This is a genomic window from Gemmatimonadaceae bacterium (assembly GCA_016720905.1).
In the GTDB taxonomy this organism is placed as follows: Bacteria; Gemmatimonadota; Gemmatimonadetes; order Gemmatimonadales; family Gemmatimonadaceae; genus Gemmatimonas.
In genome coordinates this window covers 1-19,252 of the sequence record JADKJT010000004.1, presented here as the reverse complement: position 1 = coordinate 19,252, position 19,252 = coordinate 1, and the positions used below count along the sequence as shown (strand labels likewise).

The following is a 19,252-nucleotide window of genomic DNA, read 5'->3' as shown; positions in this document are numbered from 1 at the left end:
CCATCCAGCGTGTTGATTTGCGGCCCGCCGCGCCCGCGCCACTTCCCTCCGAACTTGCGCGTCGACTCCAGTCGCTTCGAGAGTCGGCAGTCGACGCGATACCGGCTTACCGCTGCCACGCGTGCCGGCGACCGTAACGTGCCGCGTCCTTCTTTGGCTCGAGTGTGGTTGCTGCGTGCGGTGGCGCTGCTCAATCGCCGTCGCCGCAGTGGTCGATCCGGCCGTCACCACCTCGCGCCGCACGCGGCCGATACTATCGCTGGTGGCGGCCGGACACCCACGGCCGACCGCGCGCTCATTGCACGCACTCGGCAGTTGCTGGAGCGAGACACACCGTGGTCCCGGCGCCGCTCCCTTCCGCCATAGGCACGGTCCTGGTGGGGGGACGGCGCGCCAGTTCGAACGCGATGGCATCGCCCGTGGTGGTGGTGGCACCGGGATCGGGCAGGCCTCAGTGGTGATCCGTCGCATCACCGCTCCGACGCAGGCCATGCTGGAATCGCGTGTGGACGTACTCATTACGTTGGCGACGCACAGCCGCGACGCGACGCCGGGCACCATTCGTGTCGGGCTCACCACGCGCTGGCGTCGTCATCGCGAGGCAACGCATCCCGACCGCTCGTGACACCGGTGCTCACCGTACCCTCGCCTTCGTCCCGTCGGCAGTGGTCCGGCCGTGGTGCAGGCGCGAAGCGTTCGTGTCCGAACAATCGGACACGGTGCGCAGTGATGTGCTGGTGGATGTGCCCGGGCAGCGGTGGTCGGTGCTCTTCTTCGATCGACGCCCGTCGTGGATGTCCCATTCGTTTGACGCGCGCTGGAGCGTGATCCGCGGTTTGCCGTTACCAGCCGCATCATCACGTCAACCAATGTCAGTCGAAAAACCGGTCGCACCACCCGCAGGGCCTGGACGCCATTGCCAGCACCGGCGCGTTCGACGCGGTTGTCATCGGCGCCCCGGATGCGCCCCTCGCGCGCGATGTCGATGGCCTTGCCACTGCTGCGCGCGCGAGCGGTGCCAGCGTCCTGATGCTGGCCGATCACGGTGAATGGTCCGGCCGATGCGCTCCAGGATTTCGTGGGTGGAACACCCATCCCGCATGCGCCTGCTGAACTCACCGCATCCAGTCCAACGATTTCGGGCGTGAACCGAGGGGTGAGGCTCAAGGGCATGTCGGTCGGCGTGCCGCGGCGACTCGGCGTCAATGCCGTGCCCCTTTATCGTGCTGCGCTCGGCAAGCACCGATGCGAAGGATGTGCAGACATTGGTGTGGCGGGTCCCCGTGGGTCTCCGGCAGCTGGTTATCAGCGGCGCGTTTGACGCCTGGCGCTATCGCGACACGACCCAATCCACCTTCGATGCCACGTGGCGCGACATCATCGACGACGCGGCGAGTCAGCGACTGGGTGCCACGGACGTCCGTTTGTCATCCCTCCTCGTCACGCCGCGCGCGACTGTGGTAATGACCATTGTGCCGCGAGACTCGGCGAACGGTGCGCCTATCCGCGCACCTCTCGCGTCCCGAGACCTCCGAATTGACGGTCCAGGTTGATGGCGCTCGCCGCATTCCGTTTCAGGCGGGCGCCCGCGGGTACCCGGTCTCTACGAGGTGCTGGTGCCTCAGGGCGCTTACACGGTGCGGACGCCACTGGTTACAGCGCCCAGGTGTGGCCGAAACGCCAACAACGATCCCGGAGCTGTTGGCTGCCGTGGGCGTCCTCGCGCGGCGGACCCGTCGTGTCGGCCGACAGCCTCCAGTCGCTGCAGGCCACCTCGACGGAAGTGCGCCCCGTCCCGCGCATGACGGAATGGCACTGCATCGATCGCCCTGGTGGATTGTGCCCTTCGCGTTCGCGCTGGCCGCCGAGTGAAAGGTGGATTCGACGCCGACGGGGGTTGGCGTAGGTCGCTAATTGGCAGCCCCTCTTCCGCCCGCCGTCAGCGAAGCGCTACGATGGAACGTAAGGTGTCTACCCGTCCCGCACGCCGCGTCTTCCGTCTCCCGTCTCCCGTCTCCCGCCGCATGTATACACGCGAACAGGTCAAAGCCATCACCGACAAGGTGATCGACATGGCGAAAGCCGACACCGTCGAGGTCCAGTTCACCGGCGGTGAACGATCCGGCACCCGATGGGCCAACTCGTCCATCACCACCAATCTGTTGCAGTTCGACCCCGCAACGTGACCACCACGGTGCGCATCGGCCAGAAAGTCGGCAAGTGCCAGCACTCGCGACACCAGTGACGCCGGGCCCCGGCGCCATGGTCGATGGCCAGCCGAGGAAGGCGCAGAAGGCCACCGATCTCAATGCTCTTAAGCGTTGCTGGGCTTGCAGGTGCCATCCCGGTCGATTCCGCGCTGCCCAACATGGTGGCCGTGGGACCCGCCGAACGCGCGCGGTTGGTGAAAGAGAGCCTCGATGTCGCCGCATCAAAGGGGTGTGGTGGGTGCCGGCTACATCCCCAAGGACGACATTGCCAACTGCAGCGCGAACTCAAGGGTCTCTTCGCCTACTGCTATCGCTCGGCCGATCTGGGCGAAGTGCTCACCGTCGCATGGCCGACGGCAGCGGTTCAGCTTGGCCGCCATCAGTGGCGTGAAGGACTTCAGCATGATCGACGCGAAGGCTCTCACGGAGTCGGCCGCCAAGGCGCTGCGCAGTCGCAAGGCCAAGGCCCCCGAGGCGGGACGCTACACGGTCATCCTTGGGTCAGCAAGCGAGTGCCCGGTTCTTGTCGCTGATGACCAATATCTTCGGCGGTGGCGGCGGGTTTGGTGGTGGTCGTGGCGGTGGCAGGCCCACCGGGTGGTGGCGCGGTGGACCGCCAGGCGGTCTCCCCTCCCGATGCAGCAGCGGCAATCGCCGCTGGGGCGGTGGCGGGGCGGTGGGTTTGGTGGACTCGGCGGCGTCGGCATTTCATGCAGGGCAAGAAGCCCGGTGACAAGATCTTCAGCGACATGTTTCACGCTCAAAAGCGACATCGGCAATCAGATTCTGCGTCAGTCCACCATTGGCCCCGACAACCACCGGCCGCGCCGGTCACGTGGAGAACGGCGTGCCGCGTACACTCGGTGCGGGCGCTGGTGCTACCACCAATCAGAGCCTCGTGCAGGTGGGTACCGATCTCACCGTCGACGAGATGGTACAGACCTAGACGTGGTAGCTGGTCACCCCTCGTTCTGGTACATCCACGGCGTGCCGTCGCAGGGGACAACCACTGCTCAATACCGCGCTGACGCGCGACGGTCTCTTTCTCATTGAGAACGGCGGAATTGGCCAGCCTGGCGGACTTTCCGCTGGAACATGTCACCACTGGTTGCCTGCAACAATCTCACGCTCGTGGGCAAGCCGGTGCCTGATGTTGTTGGGCGAATCATTCGACAGCCAACGCCGCCAGCCTCGGCGCCCCCGGTGCGGATCGAGGTTCTATATGACGTCGGTCTCCCCGCCGTCTAAACGACAGGATATATCATGAGCTCTTCTCGTCGCGATTTCATCAAGAAGTTTGGCGCCGGTGCCGCGCTGTCGTTGTATTCGCGTGACCTGTGGACAGATCATCGCCGACTCCCGCCGAAAGGCCAGTCGTGGAACGAAGTTCGAGGTCTCGCCGACATCGTGCTGGGTGAGGCGAAATTGGTTGGCTGCCCCTACGCCGACGTGCGCTTCACCAGGACTTCCGCTTCCCGGTGGCACGGCCAGTTTTCCGCACGTAGGCGGGCGGTGGCTTTGGCGTGGTGGTGGGTTTGGCGGCGGTGGCGGCGGTGGCGGGGCGGTGGACGCGGTGGTGGTGGCGGCGGCGGCCGCTAGCGGTGCGCGCGGTGTCGGCGTTCCTACCGATGCCGATCGTCGTTCCGGCGGCTTTCGGCGTGCGCGTGGGTGCACAGTGGTGTGTTTTGCGTCCAGCCCCATTGTCACCGAAGACGAACTTCATCACGTGGACCCGCGTGGCCACCGAAGTGGCAAAGGCCTGCGCCATCGCCAAGAAACCCGATCTCAGTTGGCGCCGGTGCAAGCGTACCAGCAGAATTACATCACGCCGATGATCAAGCATCTTCCGTCGGTTTCGGCCACTTAGACAAGCAGGCGTGGGCGCAGGCCATCGTCGACAAGGCCAGCAAGATTGTCGGCGTCAGCCGGTGAACGTGACTGCCAGTCATGGTTACGAGTGGCGCTACTATGCCAGCAGCGCAGGGGCTCTTACATCGAGCAGGAGTTGTACACCACGTCACCCACCATGTCTGTCACGGCCCAAGGTGGGCGACAAGCACACCATGCACGCGAAACTATCCGGTTGTCGCCGGCACCGGTGGATGGGAATTCGCCGAGAACTGTGATTTCCTCGGTCAGGCCGAGAGGCCAGTCGCTACTGATGCGGTGGGAGATGTGCACGGCAAAACCACTGCCGGGGTCGAGCGGGCGAAGGATCCCGTTCTGTCGCCGTCGCACGCGATGCTCACCCATTCCGAGATCGTGGCGCACGCCACGAGCTTGATCGCCTATGGGCTAAGAGGCCAACCTACGCCTTTACGCTTCGTGAAGATTTCCGATGGCCGCAAGCTCGTCTTTATAAGTACGGCTCCAAGCACTTCAAGCCACCGCCACAGGACCAGCACCGGGTTGAAAGCACGGTGGGGTTTGACGACGACGGCGTGAAGACGCAGAAGTGGCCGCTCATTCGCGATGGTGTGCTGGGGTCTCACCACCAATCGCGAAACGGCACACCTCATGGGCGAGAAGGAAAGCCGCGGCTGCACGTTTGGCAGCACCCGGCGGACTATCCATGCCCTGCGCGCCCAACGTGCATGTGGAACCGGGACCGGCCAACCCACCCTACGCGTCAACAGCTCATTGAAGACGTGAAGGATGGCGTGATGATCGACGGCCGCGGCAGCTACTCCATCGACCAGCAGCGCTACAACGGCCAGTTCGGCGGCCACATCTTCTGGGAAATCAAGAACGGCAAGATCACGCGTCAGGTCACCGACGTGACGTACAACGCCATCACCACCGATTTCTGGAACAACCTCGACGGGATCACCGGGCCGAAGGAGTGGCAGATGCACGGCACGGGTGGTGACGCGAAGGTCAGCCTACGCAGACGAACAGCATTTCGCACGGCTCGCCGTGGCTGTGCATCAGGAAGATTCAGGTAGGGGCAGCGTTTGATTAGGAAGATTCAGGTGGGGCGGCGTTCGATCAGTAAGACGGGAGACAGGAGAAGGAGAGACGGAGACATCCGGGGCCGGCTTGACTGCAGCCAGCTGGATGTCTCCCGTCTTCCGTCTCCGTCTCCCCTCACGTCATCGCGTACACCGCCACATTCACCCCGAACTTCGTATTGTCCTTCGTCCGGAAACCGCTTATTTCGCCAGTCATAGTCCCACTCGCAGCCGTAGTCCTTGTTGGAATACAGCACACCTATGCGCCCGCGCCGCTCCACACCGCGCAGATAGTCATGCACGATGTTGTCGCCCCACCCGTTCAATTCGTGCGTGGTGCGTGGCGGTCCTTCAGGAAAGTCAAAGAAGCTCGAGTACAACGCGTGCTGTCTGGGCAGCTTGGGCATCGCGTTCGGGCCAAACGCTTTCGTCATCTCCGATTCAAACGTCTTCGCGTACAGTCCGTTCACGTCGTGATTGCAGTCGTCGGAAAACAAGAGTCCGCCGTTTTCCACGTAGCGCACCAGCCCTTGCCGCTCCTTCTCGCTGAACCGCACCAGCTTGTGGCCCGTCATGAACAAGAACGGGAACGCGGAAAGCTCGGCCGAGTCGGCGGTGATCACAATCTCCTGTTGGTTCACCGGGATCTGCGTGTACTGCAGCACCGCGTCCAACAGATTCGCGCACACCTTGGAGTTGTAGTCCCAGTCGCCCGAGTTGTAGCGCAGCCGCGCAAAGACAAACTCGTAGAAACGTCCACGTGTGCGTTCGGCAACCGCCGCCTGCGTGGGGAGGCTGGTGCCTAGCGCCAGTGCGCCGGAAACCGCGGCCAGTCGGGCCAGAAAGCCGCGTCGGGAGACTCGGGGCGAGTCGCTATCGGGGCTCATCGGGTCAAGCGCCACGAGGATAGGCAGAATGGAGTCGTGAGGAGTTCGACCGGAAACAGGCAAATTTGTGGTACACGTGCCAGAATAAATCTATATGCGCCTCCTCACCTGGCTGTTCTTCGCGACCCTGTCGCTTATCCTGATGCTCCAGTTGCGCGGCTTCGACGAAACCCTGCGCACGGTGGACACCCCCGGCGGGATCGTCGGCTAGAACTGGCTTGGTCTGCCACGCAAGCCAGCACCTACCTCGACGCCTGGCGCTCGGCCGACGCACTCGAAACCGCCAAGGTCAGTCTGGGAATCGACTTTGCATTTCTGCTGGCCTATCCCCTCATGTTCGCCACCGGCGTGGCACTGCTCCTTCGCGTGCCGCCCGCCGTCACCTTTGATCGCGTGGGCGCAGTCCTCCGTCGTGCCGTGTTGCTCTGCATTCCGCTCGACGCCACGGAAAACCTCGCGCTCTGGCGCATGATTGACTATGGCGCGAGCGATACCTTCACCCATCTCGCGGCAGCCTGTGCTTCCGTCAAGTTCCTGTTGGTGATTGTCACGGCGCTCTGGTGCCTCGCGGCAATCTTTCGCAGGTTCATACTACGACAGCCGACGCCCGCGGGTTGACCGCGCCATTCCACTGACTTCCCACGCACGACGACCAACATGGCCACCGGACCCAGCATCGGCGGAATTGCGCTTCGCGCACTCTCGGCACTCATCCTCGTATTCGCGACCTACAACCCCGAAGGGAAGTCGTTCTACCATTGGGCCATCGCGCCACTCCTGGGCGGCACGCCGGGCACCGGTCCCGCCTCGGTCAAGTTCCTGGCCGGCATCGCGTTGGTGGCCGGCTGGGTGGTGTTCCTCACCGCCACCCGCCGCTCCATCGGTATCGCCGGATCGGCCCTCGTGCTGGCCATCTCCGGCGGCATTGTGTGGATGCTGCTCGACTTTGGTGTGGCCAGCGCCAGTTCCGCCCGCGGCATTACCTACGTCGTGCTCATCTGCACGGCGCTGTTGCTGGCTGTTGGCATGAGCTGGTCGCACCTGTCACGCAAACTCAGCGGCCAGGTGGACATGGATCAGACGGACTGACGAATGCGTCGGTGGCGGTGAAGTGGATCGCCCGCGGGCTTGAACTGCGGAGCGCCATCGGGAACTTCACGGGGCGCGAACGCATTCGCCTTCTCTATGAGCGTTTCCGGCCAGCGTCCACCCACCCTCGCATTTGTTGCACCGTGGGAATGTTCGAGCGCTGTTGCCAACATTCCGCGAGCACCGCGCAATGATGTAATCATCGTGCTGCTGGAGTCGGTCGCCAAAGGCGCTTCCCTCCCGTGGCATCGACAGAAGCTGGTGTTGCTCCTGTCGTCCATGCGCCACTTCGCGGCGTCGCTCGAGCGTGCCGGCTATCGCGTGGTGCTGCGACGTGCTGCCTCGTACGCTGAGGGCCTGTGTGACATCGTGCGCGAAACGGGCGCCACGCGGGTCGTCGCCACGGAGGGACGGGAACAAGACATGGTGGACGAACTCGTTCGAGCGAACGATGCGCTCGCCGCCCTCGGCGTGGCCCTCGTGTTGCGCGAGGATCGCGGCTTCATGGCCACTCGCGGCGAGTTCACCGCCTGGGCCTCGGGACGTAAGGAGTTCCGCATGGAGTGGTTCTATCGTGAGATGCGTCGGAAGCACGGCATCCTCATGGAGCCCAACGGGCAACCCTGCGGAGGGCGATGGAACTTCGACACCGAGAATCGCAAACCGTGGCCAAGGGGACGCGAAATCCCAGCCGTCTGGCGCACTGAACCCGACAACGTCACACGCGAGCAAATGTCGCGCGTGGCCACCTGGCGCAACCGATGGGGACGTGTCGATTCGTTCGCGCTCCCGGTCACTCGGGTCGATGCGAAGGCCTGGCTCGAGCGCTTTATGGTCGAACGACTGCCCGAGTTTGGCCCCTACGAAGATGCACTTGTGCACGGACAACCCGACCTGTTGCACTCGTCATTGTCATCGCTGCTGAACGTTGGTCTGTTACATCCGCGCGAAGTGATTGCCCGTGCCGAACGTGCCTGGCGCGATGGCCACGTCCCCATCGAATCGGCCGAGGGCTTTATTCGGCAGATCCTGGGTTGGCGCGAATATATCCGTGGGATGTACTGGCACCTGATGCCCGATCTGCGAACGGCCAACGCGCTGCACGCCACCATGCCGCTGCCGCGCTGGTTCTGGGCCCCCGACGGCGAGGCGTATGACACACCAGGCGCTACCGGCGACGCCTGTGAAATGCGGTGCCTCGCCGACGCCATCCGTCAGGTGCGCGACCACGGACGCGTGCATCACATTGCCCGTCTCATGGTACAATGCAATTTTGCCACGCTCCTTGGCGTCGAACCCGCCGCACTGTCGCGATGGTATTGGAGCGCCTTCACCGATGCGTACGAATGGGTCGAGCTCCCCAATGTGGCTGGCATGGGCACCTGGGGCGACGGCGGTGTTCTCGCCTCCAAGCCCTACGTGTCGTCGGGCGCCTACATCAAGCGCATGAGCAACCATTGCGCCGAGTGTCGCTACGATGTCACCCAGCGCACCGGACCCGATGCCTGTCCCATGAACACGCTGTACTGGGACTTTCTGGACCGACATCGCGAACGGTTCACCGCGCATCCCCGCATGCGCATGATGCTCACGCATGTTCAGGCAATCCCGGCGGAGGAGTTGACAACAATTCGTCGGCAGGCAACGGCATTCCGGGAGTCGCTGGCCTATGATCGCGACTTCGCACCACCAATTCCATCGGTGCCGACCACGACGTAAGCTTCAGATGTGGCACCGCCCGTCCGTCTCCATGTCCGTCCCCCGCTCTCCACGCCCGCGCAGCGCCGGGCGTTGCGCGATCTCGTGCGCGCCGATTGCGCCAATGCGCCGGGCGTCTATCGCATGCTGGGGCCCACTGGCTTGGTATTGTATGTAGGCCAGTCGCGCCGGCTGCGCACACGCCTGCTCTCGTACTTCCGGGCCACACGCCGTCGGGACAAGGCCGCGCGTATTCTGCGTCATGCCTTCGCCATCGAGTGGGAGTACACCAACAGCGAGTTCGGCGCGTTGTTGCGCGAGCTGCGGCTCATCAAGCAGCATCGTCCGCAGTTCAATAGCATGATGGTGACCGACGATTGGCCCAGGGCGTATGTCGCGCTCACCGGCGGCGCGGTTCCGGGTGTAACGGTCGTCCCACGCTCCGACGACCCGTCCGCCATCGCGATGTTCGGGCCATTTCGCAAAGTCTCCATGCTGCGCGAAGCGGTGCGTGCCTTGGCCGACGCCACGGGGCTCCGCGATTGCGCGCTGGAAGAAGCCGCGCCAACAGCCAAAACGTCGACACTCTGGTTTGACAGCGAGACCGGCGGCGCTGTGTCGGCGCGGCGACCCACGCGCACCCGGGCGCCCGGCTGCTTGCGTCACGAGCTCGGCACCTGTGCCGGTCCCTGCATCGGCGCTGGTGATGGCGCGGCGTATCGCGCGCAGGCCACGCAGATTCGCGACTTCCTCGAAGGGAAATCCGACGCGCCCGTCGATAATCTGGAACGCGCCATGCAGGCCGCGTCAGCGGCGCTGGAGTTCGAGCGCGCGGCCGTGTTGCGCGACCGCTTGGAACGCGTGCGCTGGTTGCATCAACGCGTACAGCACTTTCACGCGAATATGGACCGACTCACATTTCGGTATCACGCCCGTGGCGTGGACGACAGCGAATGGGTGTATCTCGTGCGGCGCGGCACGGTGCGAGCCGAGGTTCGCGCCCCATCCACGGCCAAGGCGCGCAGTCAACTTGAAACGCTGGCGCGACGAATCTTCGACGGCCCGGATCCTTCCGGCGCCGACATCCCGTCACACGATCTCGATGAGTTCTATCTCGTGGCCAGCTGGTTCCGTCGACGCGCGGATGAGCGCGCCAAAACCCGTCCCGCCGGCCCGCGATAGGGTCAGACGGGACGGTTGTTGTCGCCGCCCAGCTCAGCTCGGCTTCTTCACTTTCTTCGCGGTGTCCATCTTGGCCATCGCGCCTTTCTTCCCCTTCTTGGCGACGTGCTTGGTGGTGTCCGTCTTCTTGGTCGTGTCGACCTTCGCCGTTGACGGCTTCGCGGCCGTCTTCACAGCCACGGGCTTGTCAGCCAACTTCTTGGCGGTTGGCTGCTGGGCACCGGCCACGCCGGCAAATACGAGCGAGGCGGCGACAAGGCTGAAACGGATGCGGTTCATAGGAGACTCCTGGTTGGTCTTTATGTCCGTGGCCATCGCGAAATGCGACGCTGTTGACGAAGGAGAGTCTACCTGTAGCCACCTTAATCACCGATTAACGCCGATCCCATGCGCTTGCTGGTTGTCGAAGACGATCCGCGGCTGGCCCACTGATTGCGCGGATTGCGCGAGCAGACGTATGCCGTTGATGTCGTGGGTAACGGCAAGGATGCCATCGTGCAGGCCGCTGTGAACAGCTACGACGCGATCATCCTCGACGTCATGCTCCCCGGCCTCGACGGGTTCGCCGTGCTCAAGGAGTTGCGTGCCCGCGGCATGCGCACGCCGGTCATGATGCTCACCGCACGCGATGCGGTCGCCGATCGCATTACAGGGCTGGACAGTGGCGCCGACGACTATCTCAACAAGCCATTCGATTTCGGTGAGCTTCTGGCCCGGTTTGCGCCCTGCTGCGTCGTCCTGAAAACCTCCAGTCCGATGTGCTGCGGGTGGGCGACCTCGAAATCGATCGGCTGGCGCACTCCGTCTCGCGTACTGGCGTGCCCATTGCACTCACCGCCAAGGAGTTCTCGCTGCTTGAACTCCTGGCTCGACGGGCAAACACAGTCGTGTCACGCGCCGACATCGTTGCCCACGTGTGGGATGACAATCACGACACCTTTACCAATGCCGTCGAAGTGTACGTGAATCGCCTGCGGGGCAAGATCGACAAGGCGCCGTGGCCCGCCATGCTGCATACACGTCGCGGCGCGGGATACGTGCTCTCGGCCACGGCGCCCCCGTGAGCATTACAGTATGAGCAACGGCCGATCCACACCAGTGCGCGTCTCGATCCGGCTGCGACTGACGCTCTGGAACGCCAGTGTGCTGGCGCTGCTGTTGAGTGTCTTTGGCGTCGCCTCGTGGATCACCATGCGCGGCGTATTGCAAGCGCGCGCCAACACCACCGTCAGCGAGTCGGCGCGCGCCATCGCCGGTGCCGTGCTCGCGGAACGACAGGGTGCACGCCGTATCGCAGACAGCACGCGCGTGGTGCGGACGGCCGTACGCGACGCCTTACGCGAGCTCCATATCGGCGATTTCGATGTGCTGATTGTGGATGATGCCGCGCGCGTGGTGGCCGCCAATCGCGTGCCTACCCGACGACGCGCCAACACGCGGCCTGGGGCACACATCGCGCCGACGCCCCCGGTTGACCCCGACACCGTAGCGCTGTCACCGCCTGTGCGCGAATTGTTGCGCCTCAAGCCGCTCGGCAACGAGACCCTGCTGCGCTCGCTGACCATCGACGATCAGATCTGGCGCGCCGCACTCGTCCGCGTCGGCCCGGGGATCGTCGATTCCCTGGAGCCCGCACTCATCGTTGGCGTCCTGCGCTCCGATGAAGAGGACGTGGCCGTGCTGGACCGCGTGCGCACCACGCTGCTGCTGGCCATTCCCTTCGCCCTCGCCGTAACCATCCTCGTTGGCTACCTGCTGGCGCGACGCAGTCTCGCGCCCGTGGAGGAAATGGCGGCGTCGGCGGCGCGCATTTCCGCCGCTACATTGGACGAACGCCTACCCGTCAGCATCCGTACGACGAACTGGGTCGCCTGGCCACGGTGGTCAACGATCTCCTGGCACGTGGATGTCGCCTTTCGTGTTCAGCGGCGGTTCGTGGCTGATGTCGCATGAACTGCGCACGCCCATCGCCATTGTGCGGAGAAGCGGACGTGGCACCGCAAATGCCCACGCGCGCAGAAGCCGAGTATCCGGGACGCCCTGGCGATCATTCGCGACGAGTCGGTGCGTCTGTCCGCATTATCGACGATCTCTTTCTGTTGGCGCGAGCCGATGCGGCCAGCCCCATTCACCAACGCGAGCGGGTTGACATTGGCGAGTTGCTTGCGGCGAGCGTTCGTAGTGTGCGGACCATCGCCGACGACCAGCATATGCGCTTGACACTCGAGCATGCTGGTGACAATCGCGATGCCGTGTTCGTGGATGGGGATCCGGTGCTGCTCCGACGCCTGTTGCTGAACCTGCTGGACAATGCGCTGAAGCACACACCGCGGGATGGCGCCATTTCGGTAGCGTTCCGCAACACTGCGTCGTACGTCGTCATAGTCGTTGCCGACTCCGGTCCGGGTATCCCGCCAGAGCTGCGCCCGCGCATCTTCGATCGCTTTGTCCGGGGTGCGGTTGACGCGGGGAGGGTCTGTCGTCAGGCACGAGTCGCGTGCCAACGGCCAGCGGCGCCGGGCTGGGATTGGCCATCGCACGCTTACAGCCCATGCGCACGGCGGGCAGATCGTCCTCGACAACACCACAACGGGCGCAGCGTTTCGTGTTACCCTGTTGCGAGACTGGAGCAGACCGATTCTGGTTTGACAATCACCTGACCAGCAGGGCCAGCGCATGCGCCACCAGCGCACTGCTATTGCGGTCAAAGTGATGGCCACCCGCGCGCATCCTTTGTCATCAGCCCCGATGAGTCGTCGCGACAACCAGATGTCTCCTCGTCCGTGCCATACACGCACACCATGCGCGTGCCGCGTAGCTTTTCGAGTTCCGGCTCGATCGCAATGTCGCTGGCTCGACGCGTGTCCTTCACCAAGTCGATGAGATGAAATTCGAAACTGGCCATCGGCGCCAGACCGAACATGGCAATGCCGGCGTTGCGCCGCGAGCGGCTGAGGTAACCGGGTGGACGACAACGGCGCCATGTCCGCGCCACGGAATAGCCCACCAGCAGCAGTCGATCGGCTGGCCATCGACGCTGCGCCGCATCGATGGCGCACCACAGCCGGCCGTGGCCTCCCGTGTTCTGGGCTTCGACAGCCACGCCCGCGAGTTGAATCCGACTACGCCAATGCCGTGCGCGGCAAGACCGTCTGCGACCTCCTTGATCAGCTCCGCCCACCCGCCATCACCGCTGAGCAGCACCGCGGTGACATGTGCGCTGACACCTGGTGCCACCCAGATAAGCGGCAGGTCGGCCACCGACGAAGCAGGCGATATCTGCGCCGCCATCGTCGGTACGTGCAACGCAATCATTGAGACCAGCGAGAGTCCGTGCACGAGTCGCTTCATTTGCGCACCAGGCCTCCTAATCCGCCCGAGATCAGCGCGGCCACATTGGTAAGAATTCGCGGCAACGCCAATCCCCCGGCGATGCCAGATAGCGCGGCTCCCAGATGGGATCAAACTTGTCCTTGTACTGTCGCAAGCCGCGGAAGTTGTAAAAGTGCTCGCCGAATTTGAACACGAACGCGCCGGCACGGTTCCAGAGTGGGGCCAGCGCCCGCGACTCAAGCCCCGACAACGGCGCCATGCCGAGGCTGAAGTGGGCGTAGCTTTCGGCGTGTCCCCACGCCACAGGCGTCCCCGCATGCCGCACCAACGCGATCGGTTGGTGCGCCAAATAGTCGGCATCAAAGCGACCCAGGAGAATCCTTTTCGCGCACATGCTTTTCCTCCAGCCAAGTTTCTGAAATCGACGCGAGCGTCGGGAGCAACGGGAACATCGGTTTCATGGACGATCTCAAAGGTGACCTGCCGCTTCTCCGCATCCTTCATGACTCGGCGCAGTCCTTTGCGCGTGTTGCCGTCAAGACTGAAATCCGCCAAGGGCACCAGCGCCTCCTCGCCAAGCTTGAGCAGCGATAGCCCAAGATCGATGTACAAAGGGGCAGACGGGACGTGCCGACCTCGTAGAACACCGTCCAGCCACCGTGTCGATCGGCCAACTCGCGAAACCGCCACGCCAACTCGTCACCGGCGTCGACATCACCAATCGGATCCCCAAGCGCAACCCAGCTTCGACCTTCCACGCCATACATCAGCATCGATCGATCCGCATCGTCCATCAGCAGCGCCTTGTCGCCCAACAATGCCAGATTCGCGCGCGTATCGGACGCGCGCAGCACGATACCCTTGGCACGCATCAGGGTAACGGCGTCTGGCAACACAGCGCCCACGCCAGCACCACCAGCGCCGCGCCGACGAGACTGCCGGTCAGATGACACTTCGATGACGCCCAGCGGCAGAATGCGCTCGAGCGCGGCCACGCGCGAACGTTCCGCCGGGGTGGCACCGGAGAGCAGCAAACTCAGCCCGGCAATGAAAGTCGCCGCACTGAGGATTGTCGGGAGGACCGTCGGCCCCATCGCCCCGCCAGTCGTGCTGTGAACCGCGCGGCATTGGCGAGATCCCGTTGACGTCGACGCGCCAGCATGACCGCCAGCATCAACGCCGCGATCATGAACGGCAGTAGGTAGTACACCGCGCGATACGCGACCAGCGCCGCAATCGCGAGCGGTGCGCCAATCACCGGTGTCAACAACACGACCATGAGGGAGTCGAACACGCCCAGACCGCCCGGCACATGACTGGCCAGGCCGATCGCCTGCGCCAACGCAAAGGAGCCGAGGAATGCCACGAATCCCAGACCGGGTGTGGCTGGGAGCAGCGCCCACAGCACCGCAGCAGCCAGGGTCCAGTCCGCCGCAGCCACCACAACCTGCAGCGCCGTCAGGACGACCCCCGGCGGGGTCAGTGCGACACCGCCAATGACGATGGGTCGTCGTCGAACGCTGGCCAGGACCAGATACGACAGGACAACACCCAGCAGGCCGATACCGATCGCGCGGAACACGGTGGACGAGGCATACGCAATGGCGGCCGACGGTAGCGCCTGAATGTCAGCGCCAGTCCGGACGCGCCCAGCAAGCCGATCCAGAAACCAATGGCGGAGAACGTCGCGGCGCGCGCTACGTCGGATGGTCAGTCCGCTCGGTCCAGAATCGCAATCAAACGCCCCGCCGGTAATCGCCGCGAAACCCAGCGTTTGACTGAACGCGTATGCGAAGAGCGATGCCTGCCGCGACTTGCGCAGCGGAATCGGGGTGCGCGCGTAGCGCAGCCCGAGCACATCATACAGGGGCAGCACCGCATAGCATGCCCCGGTCAGCGCCAGTGCGCCCAGCAGTGATCGACGCGACCACGTCGACAGCGTGTGCATTACGGCGTGATAGGTCGTGGTGCCCAATTCATCGCGCACGACAATCCCGGCAATGACGAGAATGACCAGTGACGTCAACGGAAGCAGCCAGCGACGCCAGGCGACAGACTCGCCGTGCAACGAGGACGCGCTCGGAAGCGACTCGGCGGTTGCCGGATGGGTCATGAGGGTCTGGTACACCGGAGTGAATCCCAAGGGCCTGCACCGCCATCGCGCGATCCAGACCCTGAATAGAACCGGTCAACCTTGCGGCGCGACTAACCGCAGTCGCACGTCCGTTTGTTACGCCAGACACCCCTTCACACGGTACGGGCGAGTTCTATCTTAGTGCCAGCGGGTCTCAACGGCGCCCGAATAGACGTGCCCGCACACGACCTACCGCCTGACCGAGGGCCTCACTCATGACTGCGTTGCCCGCTCGCCTCGCCATCCTTTCATGCAGCGCCGTGCTGATGGTACCAGGCGCGATCTCGGCGCAACCGACGACGGCGACAACGGCCGACACCGTGCGCCTCACCGAATGGACGGTGCCGTGGGAGAAGACCACCCCGCGGGATCCATCACTCGATGCCAGCGGTCGCGTCTGGTTTGTAGGACAAGCGGGCAATTACGTGGGCCCGACTCGATCCGAAAACCGGCGCCTTCACCCGCATTGAAAATCGACAGCGGAACGTACCCACACTCCGTTTCGATAGACGAGCGTGGCAACGCCTGGTACACCGGCAATCGCAACGGCATGATCGGCCGCATCGATGGACGCACCGGGGTCATCACGCGCTATCCTATGCCCGACCCCGCCGCCAAAGACCCGCACACGATCGCCTTCGACGCGAAGGGTGATCTGTGGTTCACGCTGCAGAACAGCAAACATGGTGGGTCATCTCGCGCGTACCACCGGCAAGTCTCGCTGCTTACCTGCGTCCAGCACCGGCGGCAAGACCGACGGCATTGTTCGATCGCGGCGGACGCCCGTGGTTCAACCTGTTCGGCACCAACAGGATCTCCACCATCGATCCCACACCGTTGCGTGTGCGTGAGTAAGTCCTTCCTGACGTGTTTGCTCTCGTGGCCGACGTATCGCCCCCACCAGCGACGGTGGCGTATGGTACGTGGACTACACTCGAGGGTTTCTGAGCCAAATTGATCCCTTCACCGGCAACGTGCGCGAATGGCCCATGCCCTGTGGCGCGGTGTCATTCCCCCTACGACATGACAGTCGATGAGAGGACCGCCAGGGTTCGTTGAAACCGGCCGCAACCTAATCGCTTAGTGAGATTCGATCCTCACTCGAACGAAAGTCCCTTTTGGCACTACCCTTCGGCATTCCACGCCGAATACGGTGCGACACTGGTGTTCGACAAGGCAACGCGATCCATGGGTTCGGCATTGATCGCGGCCCGATCCGGGCGCGCCGTGGTGCCCAAAGGGACCGCGCGCCCAATTGGATGAAGACCTGCGCGTACTTCGCTGACTCGCAGCGCTCCCATCTCTTCATTCTCACGTTTTCCTCTCCCGTTTCCCACGACGGCATCGTGAACACTGCGCCGCACCGCGGCCCCGTGTGGTATTCCAGGGCGCACTGGCGCTTTCAGTGAGTTGGCAATTCAACAGCAATGGCCCGATGGCGCCTCTCGGTTCCTAATGACACGTTTGAAGGCACTGTCCAAATGCGTACCGTCCGGACAACGCCGACTTTGCTGCACCCCGTAGAAAATGCCATCGCGGGACCCGTGCACATCGCGCTCGGAAGCGCCCGACACCTATGAGGCACAGTTGGTCCGCCACCGCGAACTTCGGGTGGTCATCCATCTCTGCCTGATGGCGCCGCCTGGCGCATCACTCGCCAACCCGCGAGTCATTCGAAGCCATCCCATGCCACTTGGTCAGTGTCGTACTTTTGTGCTCGTCATGGATGGCTTGTCGGAACCGCACGCCGACACGGCCGGAGCGCGCCGGGCGACGTGGCAGCAGCAGGGTGATCGAACCATCGGCGCGGTGGCTTAAGAATCGGCCGCACAGCGATACGGTCCCGAAATTCTCGCGCGCCTGATAGAAGACGTACCTGCCAACTGACGCGCTTTCTGTGATTGTCAGTAAACGCCGACCACGAACGAGTCTTCAACCGCCGAGGTGGTGGATGATGAACCCTTCCGTGTTGCCGTTTCGGGCGAGTGCGCTTGCTGCGGTGCTTCTGGCGTGTATCGTGAGCACCAGTCCGCTCGCCGCACAAACACCGAGCGCGAGCAGCGCGTCGTGCCACCGGCATCTGCCACGCTCAGCGGGCCCATAAGCCGCGAGCTCTCCGGTGACCGTGCACGCACCACGGTGGGACTGGTCGAACAGTTCTTCCGACTCCGGCAACCGCGGGATCGACGCATCTATCGGTACCGTGGCGGCCCTGCTCACGGCAGCTTGGCTACGTGCCCGGAGTCGCGCGCGACACTCCATGATCGGCTCGTCTTCCGCGTGAGTCGCGACTCATGACCGCGCCAGCGTGGACGCCCGACGACGCGTCGCTCATCATTGTCGGACGCAACGCGCCGCTGATGACCGGGGCCACGAATCACAACATGATCGCCATCAACTCGTGGTCCACACCTGATGGGGCGTGACCGCGCGCGCGTCATTGATATTGGCGCCGGTACTGACGCCGAGCTGTCTAGGATCTCACCGGCGCCATCTCGCTGGTTGACGGCAATCTCCGCGCGGTGTTCCCCGTGGTGATGCAACGTTCGCGCACTGGGTATGCTGGCCGCGCAGAAACTGCCCGCCTACAACCAGCGGGCACCGAAGAACACCACGGCTATTCAATCTCACCAGCGTCACCCGGGACACCGTCAATCGCGGCTTCGTGATCTTTGTGTCGTCCGCGCCGCGCGATTCGCGCTCAAGGCCGCGCTTTCCGCCGGCCCCAGTGCTAGTGCGCGCTTTTGGTGAAGGCACAATTCGAGTCGCGTCCCGGAACGCACCGTGGTGGCGAATCTGGCGGTGCGCTTCGTCCCGCCGAACGCTTCGTCTATTCGGCGCATGTGCAGGAACCCGGTGCCAACGACAATGCGTCGGGGGTGGGGCTGCTGGCCGAGATGGCGCGCACGGCGGCGGTGATGTTCAAGCGCGGACAGGTTAATCCAGCGCGCACATCCACGTTTCTGTGGGGGCGACGAAATTGGTTCCACCGACCGCTTTCTCGCTGAAGACAGCGTGCGGCGGCCTTCGGTAGTGGGCATGTCGCTGGATATGGTGGGCGAGAACATCGCCCTCACCGGCGGGCACGTTCCTCATCGAGAAGATGCCCGACCCGTCGCCGTGTGGGTACGTGGCGAAGATCAGCACTGAATGGGCGGCAGTCCGATTGCCGCGTCGGCCATTCGCGCCTACTGGTTCAACGACGGTGCGGCAACGCTGTCTCGATCGTGCCGCCACCACCGGCTGGGTGGTCAAGTCCAATCCCTTTGAGGGCGGCAGCGATCACACGCCGTTTCTCAAATGCGAAAAAACCGCGGTGCTACTCTGGCACTTTACCGATCAGTTCTACCACACCGGATCTCGATCGGCTGGACACGGTGAGTGCCACCACCCTCACCAATGTCGGCAACTGCGCGCTCAACACCGGCTCTCCTGCTCACGGCGGGTACACCCGGCGTTACCAAGGCCGCAATCACCGAACTGGCCGACGTGGCGGTGCGTGAACTGCGCACACAAGGGGACCTGTCGGCCAAGGCCATCCAGAGTGGATCGACCGCGGCCGCCGAACGCGTCATCACTGAGGCGTGGCGCGACTACTATGTTGCAGCGCTGACTAAGATCCTTGACATGGCCGTCAACGCGGTGGGCTTCGATGCCGCTATTGCGGCCGCGCAGGAACGGGTGCGACGTCGCCACTCGGGAGGTGCTCGGTCAGCTGGGCTGCCGAGGGGTCCGTCAGATTAGGTCGTAGTTGCGCCTTCCTAACTA

General features: G+C 63.8%; 22 protein-coding genes and 2 pseudogenes. 18 read left to right on the top strand and 6 right to left on the bottom strand.

What is annotated here, in order from left to right; genetic code table 11:
• Positions 1-175 precede the first annotated feature (175 nt).
• The 6 genes from IPP90_06075 to IPP90_06050 all read left to right on the top strand — a co-directional run bounded on the left by IPP90_06075 (position 176) and on the right by IPP90_06050 (position 5,155).
• On the top strand, positions 176-625 hold the full coding sequence (locus IPP90_06075) for a hypothetical protein (protein MBL0170289.1): 450 nt from the start codon (positions 176-178) through the stop codon (positions 623-625).
• A gap of 580 nt (positions 626-1,205) precedes the next feature.
• Positions 1,206-1,553, top strand: a complete 348-nt coding sequence (locus IPP90_06070; GenBank protein MBL0170288.1) for a hypothetical protein — start codon at positions 1,206-1,208, stop codon at positions 1,551-1,553.
• A gap of 471 nt (positions 1,554-2,024) precedes the next feature.
• Positions 2,025-2,186, top strand: coding sequence for a hypothetical protein (locus IPP90_06065; GenBank protein ID MBL0170287.1), 162 nt, complete (start codon positions 2,025-2,027; stop codon positions 2,184-2,186).
• A gap of 556 nt (positions 2,187-2,742) precedes the next feature.
• Positions 2,743-2,943 (top strand): hypothetical protein, encoded by a 201-nt coding sequence (locus tag IPP90_06060; protein MBL0170286.1) that lies wholly within the window; start codon positions 2,743-2,745, stop codon positions 2,941-2,943.
• A gap of 530 nt (positions 2,944-3,473) precedes the next feature.
• Positions 3,474-3,809 carry a hypothetical protein gene (locus tag IPP90_06055; protein ID MBL0170285.1) on the top strand — a complete coding sequence of 112 codons (336 nt, stop codon included), beginning with the start codon at positions 3,474-3,476 and terminating at the stop codon, positions 3,807-3,809.
• Between the two features lie 821 nt (positions 3,810-4,630).
• A complete protein-coding gene (locus IPP90_06050; GenBank protein MBL0170284.1) occupies positions 4,631-5,155 on the top strand; it encodes a hypothetical protein in 525 nt (174 codons plus the stop codon).
• 142 nt (positions 5,156-5,297) lie between these two features.
• Here IPP90_06050 and IPP90_06045 read toward each other — a convergent pair.
• A pseudogene (locus IPP90_06045) lies at positions 5,298-6,048 on the bottom strand (DUF4159 domain-containing protein).
• 333 nt (positions 6,049-6,381) lie between these two features.
• Here IPP90_06045 and IPP90_06040 point away from each other — a divergent pair.
• The 4 genes from IPP90_06040 (at position 6,382) to IPP90_06025 (ending at position 10,017) form a co-directional block, all read left to right on the top strand.
• Positions 6,382-6,666, top strand: coding sequence for a hypothetical protein (locus IPP90_06040; protein ID MBL0170283.1), 285 nt, complete (start codon positions 6,382-6,384; stop codon positions 6,664-6,666).
• Positions 6,667-6,705: 39 nt separating this feature from the next.
• Positions 6,706-7,137, top strand: a complete 432-nt coding sequence (locus IPP90_06035; protein ID MBL0170282.1) for a hypothetical protein — start codon at positions 6,706-6,708, stop codon at positions 7,135-7,137.
• A gap of 96 nt (positions 7,138-7,233) precedes the next feature.
• Positions 7,234-8,856: a cryptochrome/photolyase family protein gene (locus IPP90_06030; GenBank protein MBL0170281.1), complete on the top strand. Its 1,623-nt coding sequence runs from the start codon at positions 7,234-7,236 to the stop codon at positions 8,854-8,856.
• Between the two features lie 9 nt (positions 8,857-8,865).
• Positions 8,866-10,017 (top strand): UvrB/UvrC motif-containing protein, encoded by a 1,152-nt coding sequence (locus tag IPP90_06025; GenBank protein MBL0170280.1) that lies wholly within the window; start codon positions 8,866-8,868, stop codon positions 10,015-10,017.
• A gap of 33 nt (positions 10,018-10,050) precedes the next feature.
• Here the strand turns inward: IPP90_06025 and IPP90_06020 are convergent, their stop codons facing one another.
• Positions 10,051-10,296 (bottom strand): hypothetical protein, encoded by a 246-nt coding sequence (locus IPP90_06020; protein MBL0170279.1) that lies wholly within the window; start codon positions 10,294-10,296, stop codon positions 10,051-10,053.
• 108 nt (positions 10,297-10,404) lie between these two features.
• Between IPP90_06020 and IPP90_06015 the strand changes: the two are divergent.
• The 3 genes and pseudogenes from IPP90_06015 (at position 10,405) to IPP90_06005 (ending at position 12,677) form a co-directional block, all read left to right on the top strand.
• A pseudogene (locus tag IPP90_06015) lies at positions 10,405-11,081 on the top strand (response regulator transcription factor).
• 10 nt (positions 11,082-11,091) lie between these two features.
• Entirely contained in the window at positions 11,092-11,970 is an 879-nt protein-coding gene (locus tag IPP90_06010) for a hypothetical protein (GenBank protein ID MBL0170278.1), read from the top strand.
• A gap of 50 nt (positions 11,971-12,020) precedes the next feature.
• Positions 12,021-12,677, top strand: coding sequence for a hypothetical protein (locus IPP90_06005; protein MBL0170277.1), 657 nt, complete (start codon positions 12,021-12,023; stop codon positions 12,675-12,677).
• A 208-nt stretch (positions 12,678-12,885) separates the two neighbouring features.
• Here the strand turns inward: IPP90_06005 and IPP90_06000 are convergent, their stop codons facing one another.
• The 4 genes from IPP90_06000 to IPP90_05985 all read right to left on the bottom strand — a co-directional run bounded on the left by IPP90_06000 (position 12,886) and on the right by IPP90_05985 (position 15,463).
• Positions 12,886-13,368 (bottom strand): hypothetical protein, encoded by a 483-nt coding sequence (locus IPP90_06000; protein ID MBL0170276.1) that lies wholly within the window; start codon positions 13,366-13,368, stop codon positions 12,886-12,888.
• Positions 13,369-13,399: 31 nt separating this feature from the next.
• Positions 13,400-13,744: a DUF2156 domain-containing protein gene (locus tag IPP90_05995; GenBank protein ID MBL0170275.1), complete on the bottom strand. Its 345-nt coding sequence runs from the start codon at positions 13,742-13,744 to the stop codon at positions 13,400-13,402.
• Between the two features lie 106 nt (positions 13,745-13,850).
• On the bottom strand, positions 13,851-14,384 hold the full coding sequence (locus IPP90_05990) for a DUF2156 domain-containing protein (protein MBL0170274.1): 534 nt from the start codon (positions 14,382-14,384) through the stop codon (positions 13,851-13,853).
• Positions 14,385-14,386: 2 nt separating this feature from the next.
• Positions 14,387-15,463, bottom strand: a complete 1,077-nt coding sequence (locus IPP90_05985; GenBank protein MBL0170273.1) for a UPF0104 family protein — start codon at positions 15,461-15,463, stop codon at positions 14,387-14,389.
• A 236-nt stretch (positions 15,464-15,699) separates the two neighbouring features.
• On the opposite strand from IPP90_05985, the gene IPP90_05980 reads away from it, so the two are divergent.
• The 5 genes from IPP90_05980 (at position 15,700) to IPP90_05960 (ending at position 19,228) form a co-directional block, all read left to right on the top strand.
• Positions 15,700-15,954: a hypothetical protein gene (locus IPP90_05980; GenBank protein MBL0170272.1), complete on the top strand. Its 255-nt coding sequence runs from the start codon at positions 15,700-15,702 to the stop codon at positions 15,952-15,954.
• Between the two features lie 187 nt (positions 15,955-16,141).
• Positions 16,142-16,339 carry a hypothetical protein gene (locus tag IPP90_05975; GenBank protein MBL0170271.1) on the top strand — a complete coding sequence of 66 codons (198 nt, stop codon included), beginning with the start codon at positions 16,142-16,144 and terminating at the stop codon, positions 16,337-16,339.
• A 732-nt stretch (positions 16,340-17,071) separates the two neighbouring features.
• Entirely contained in the window at positions 17,072-17,302 is a 231-nt protein-coding gene (locus IPP90_05970) for a hypothetical protein (GenBank protein MBL0170270.1), read from the top strand.
• A 929-nt stretch (positions 17,303-18,231) separates the two neighbouring features.
• Positions 18,232-18,492 (top strand): hypothetical protein, encoded by a 261-nt coding sequence (locus tag IPP90_05965; protein MBL0170269.1) that lies wholly within the window; start codon positions 18,232-18,234, stop codon positions 18,490-18,492.
• A gap of 391 nt (positions 18,493-18,883) precedes the next feature.
• Positions 18,884-19,228 carry a hypothetical protein gene (locus tag IPP90_05960; protein MBL0170268.1) on the top strand — a complete coding sequence of 115 codons (345 nt, stop codon included), beginning with the start codon at positions 18,884-18,886 and terminating at the stop codon, positions 19,226-19,228.
• The last annotated feature ends 24 nt before the right edge of the window (positions 19,229-19,252 follow it).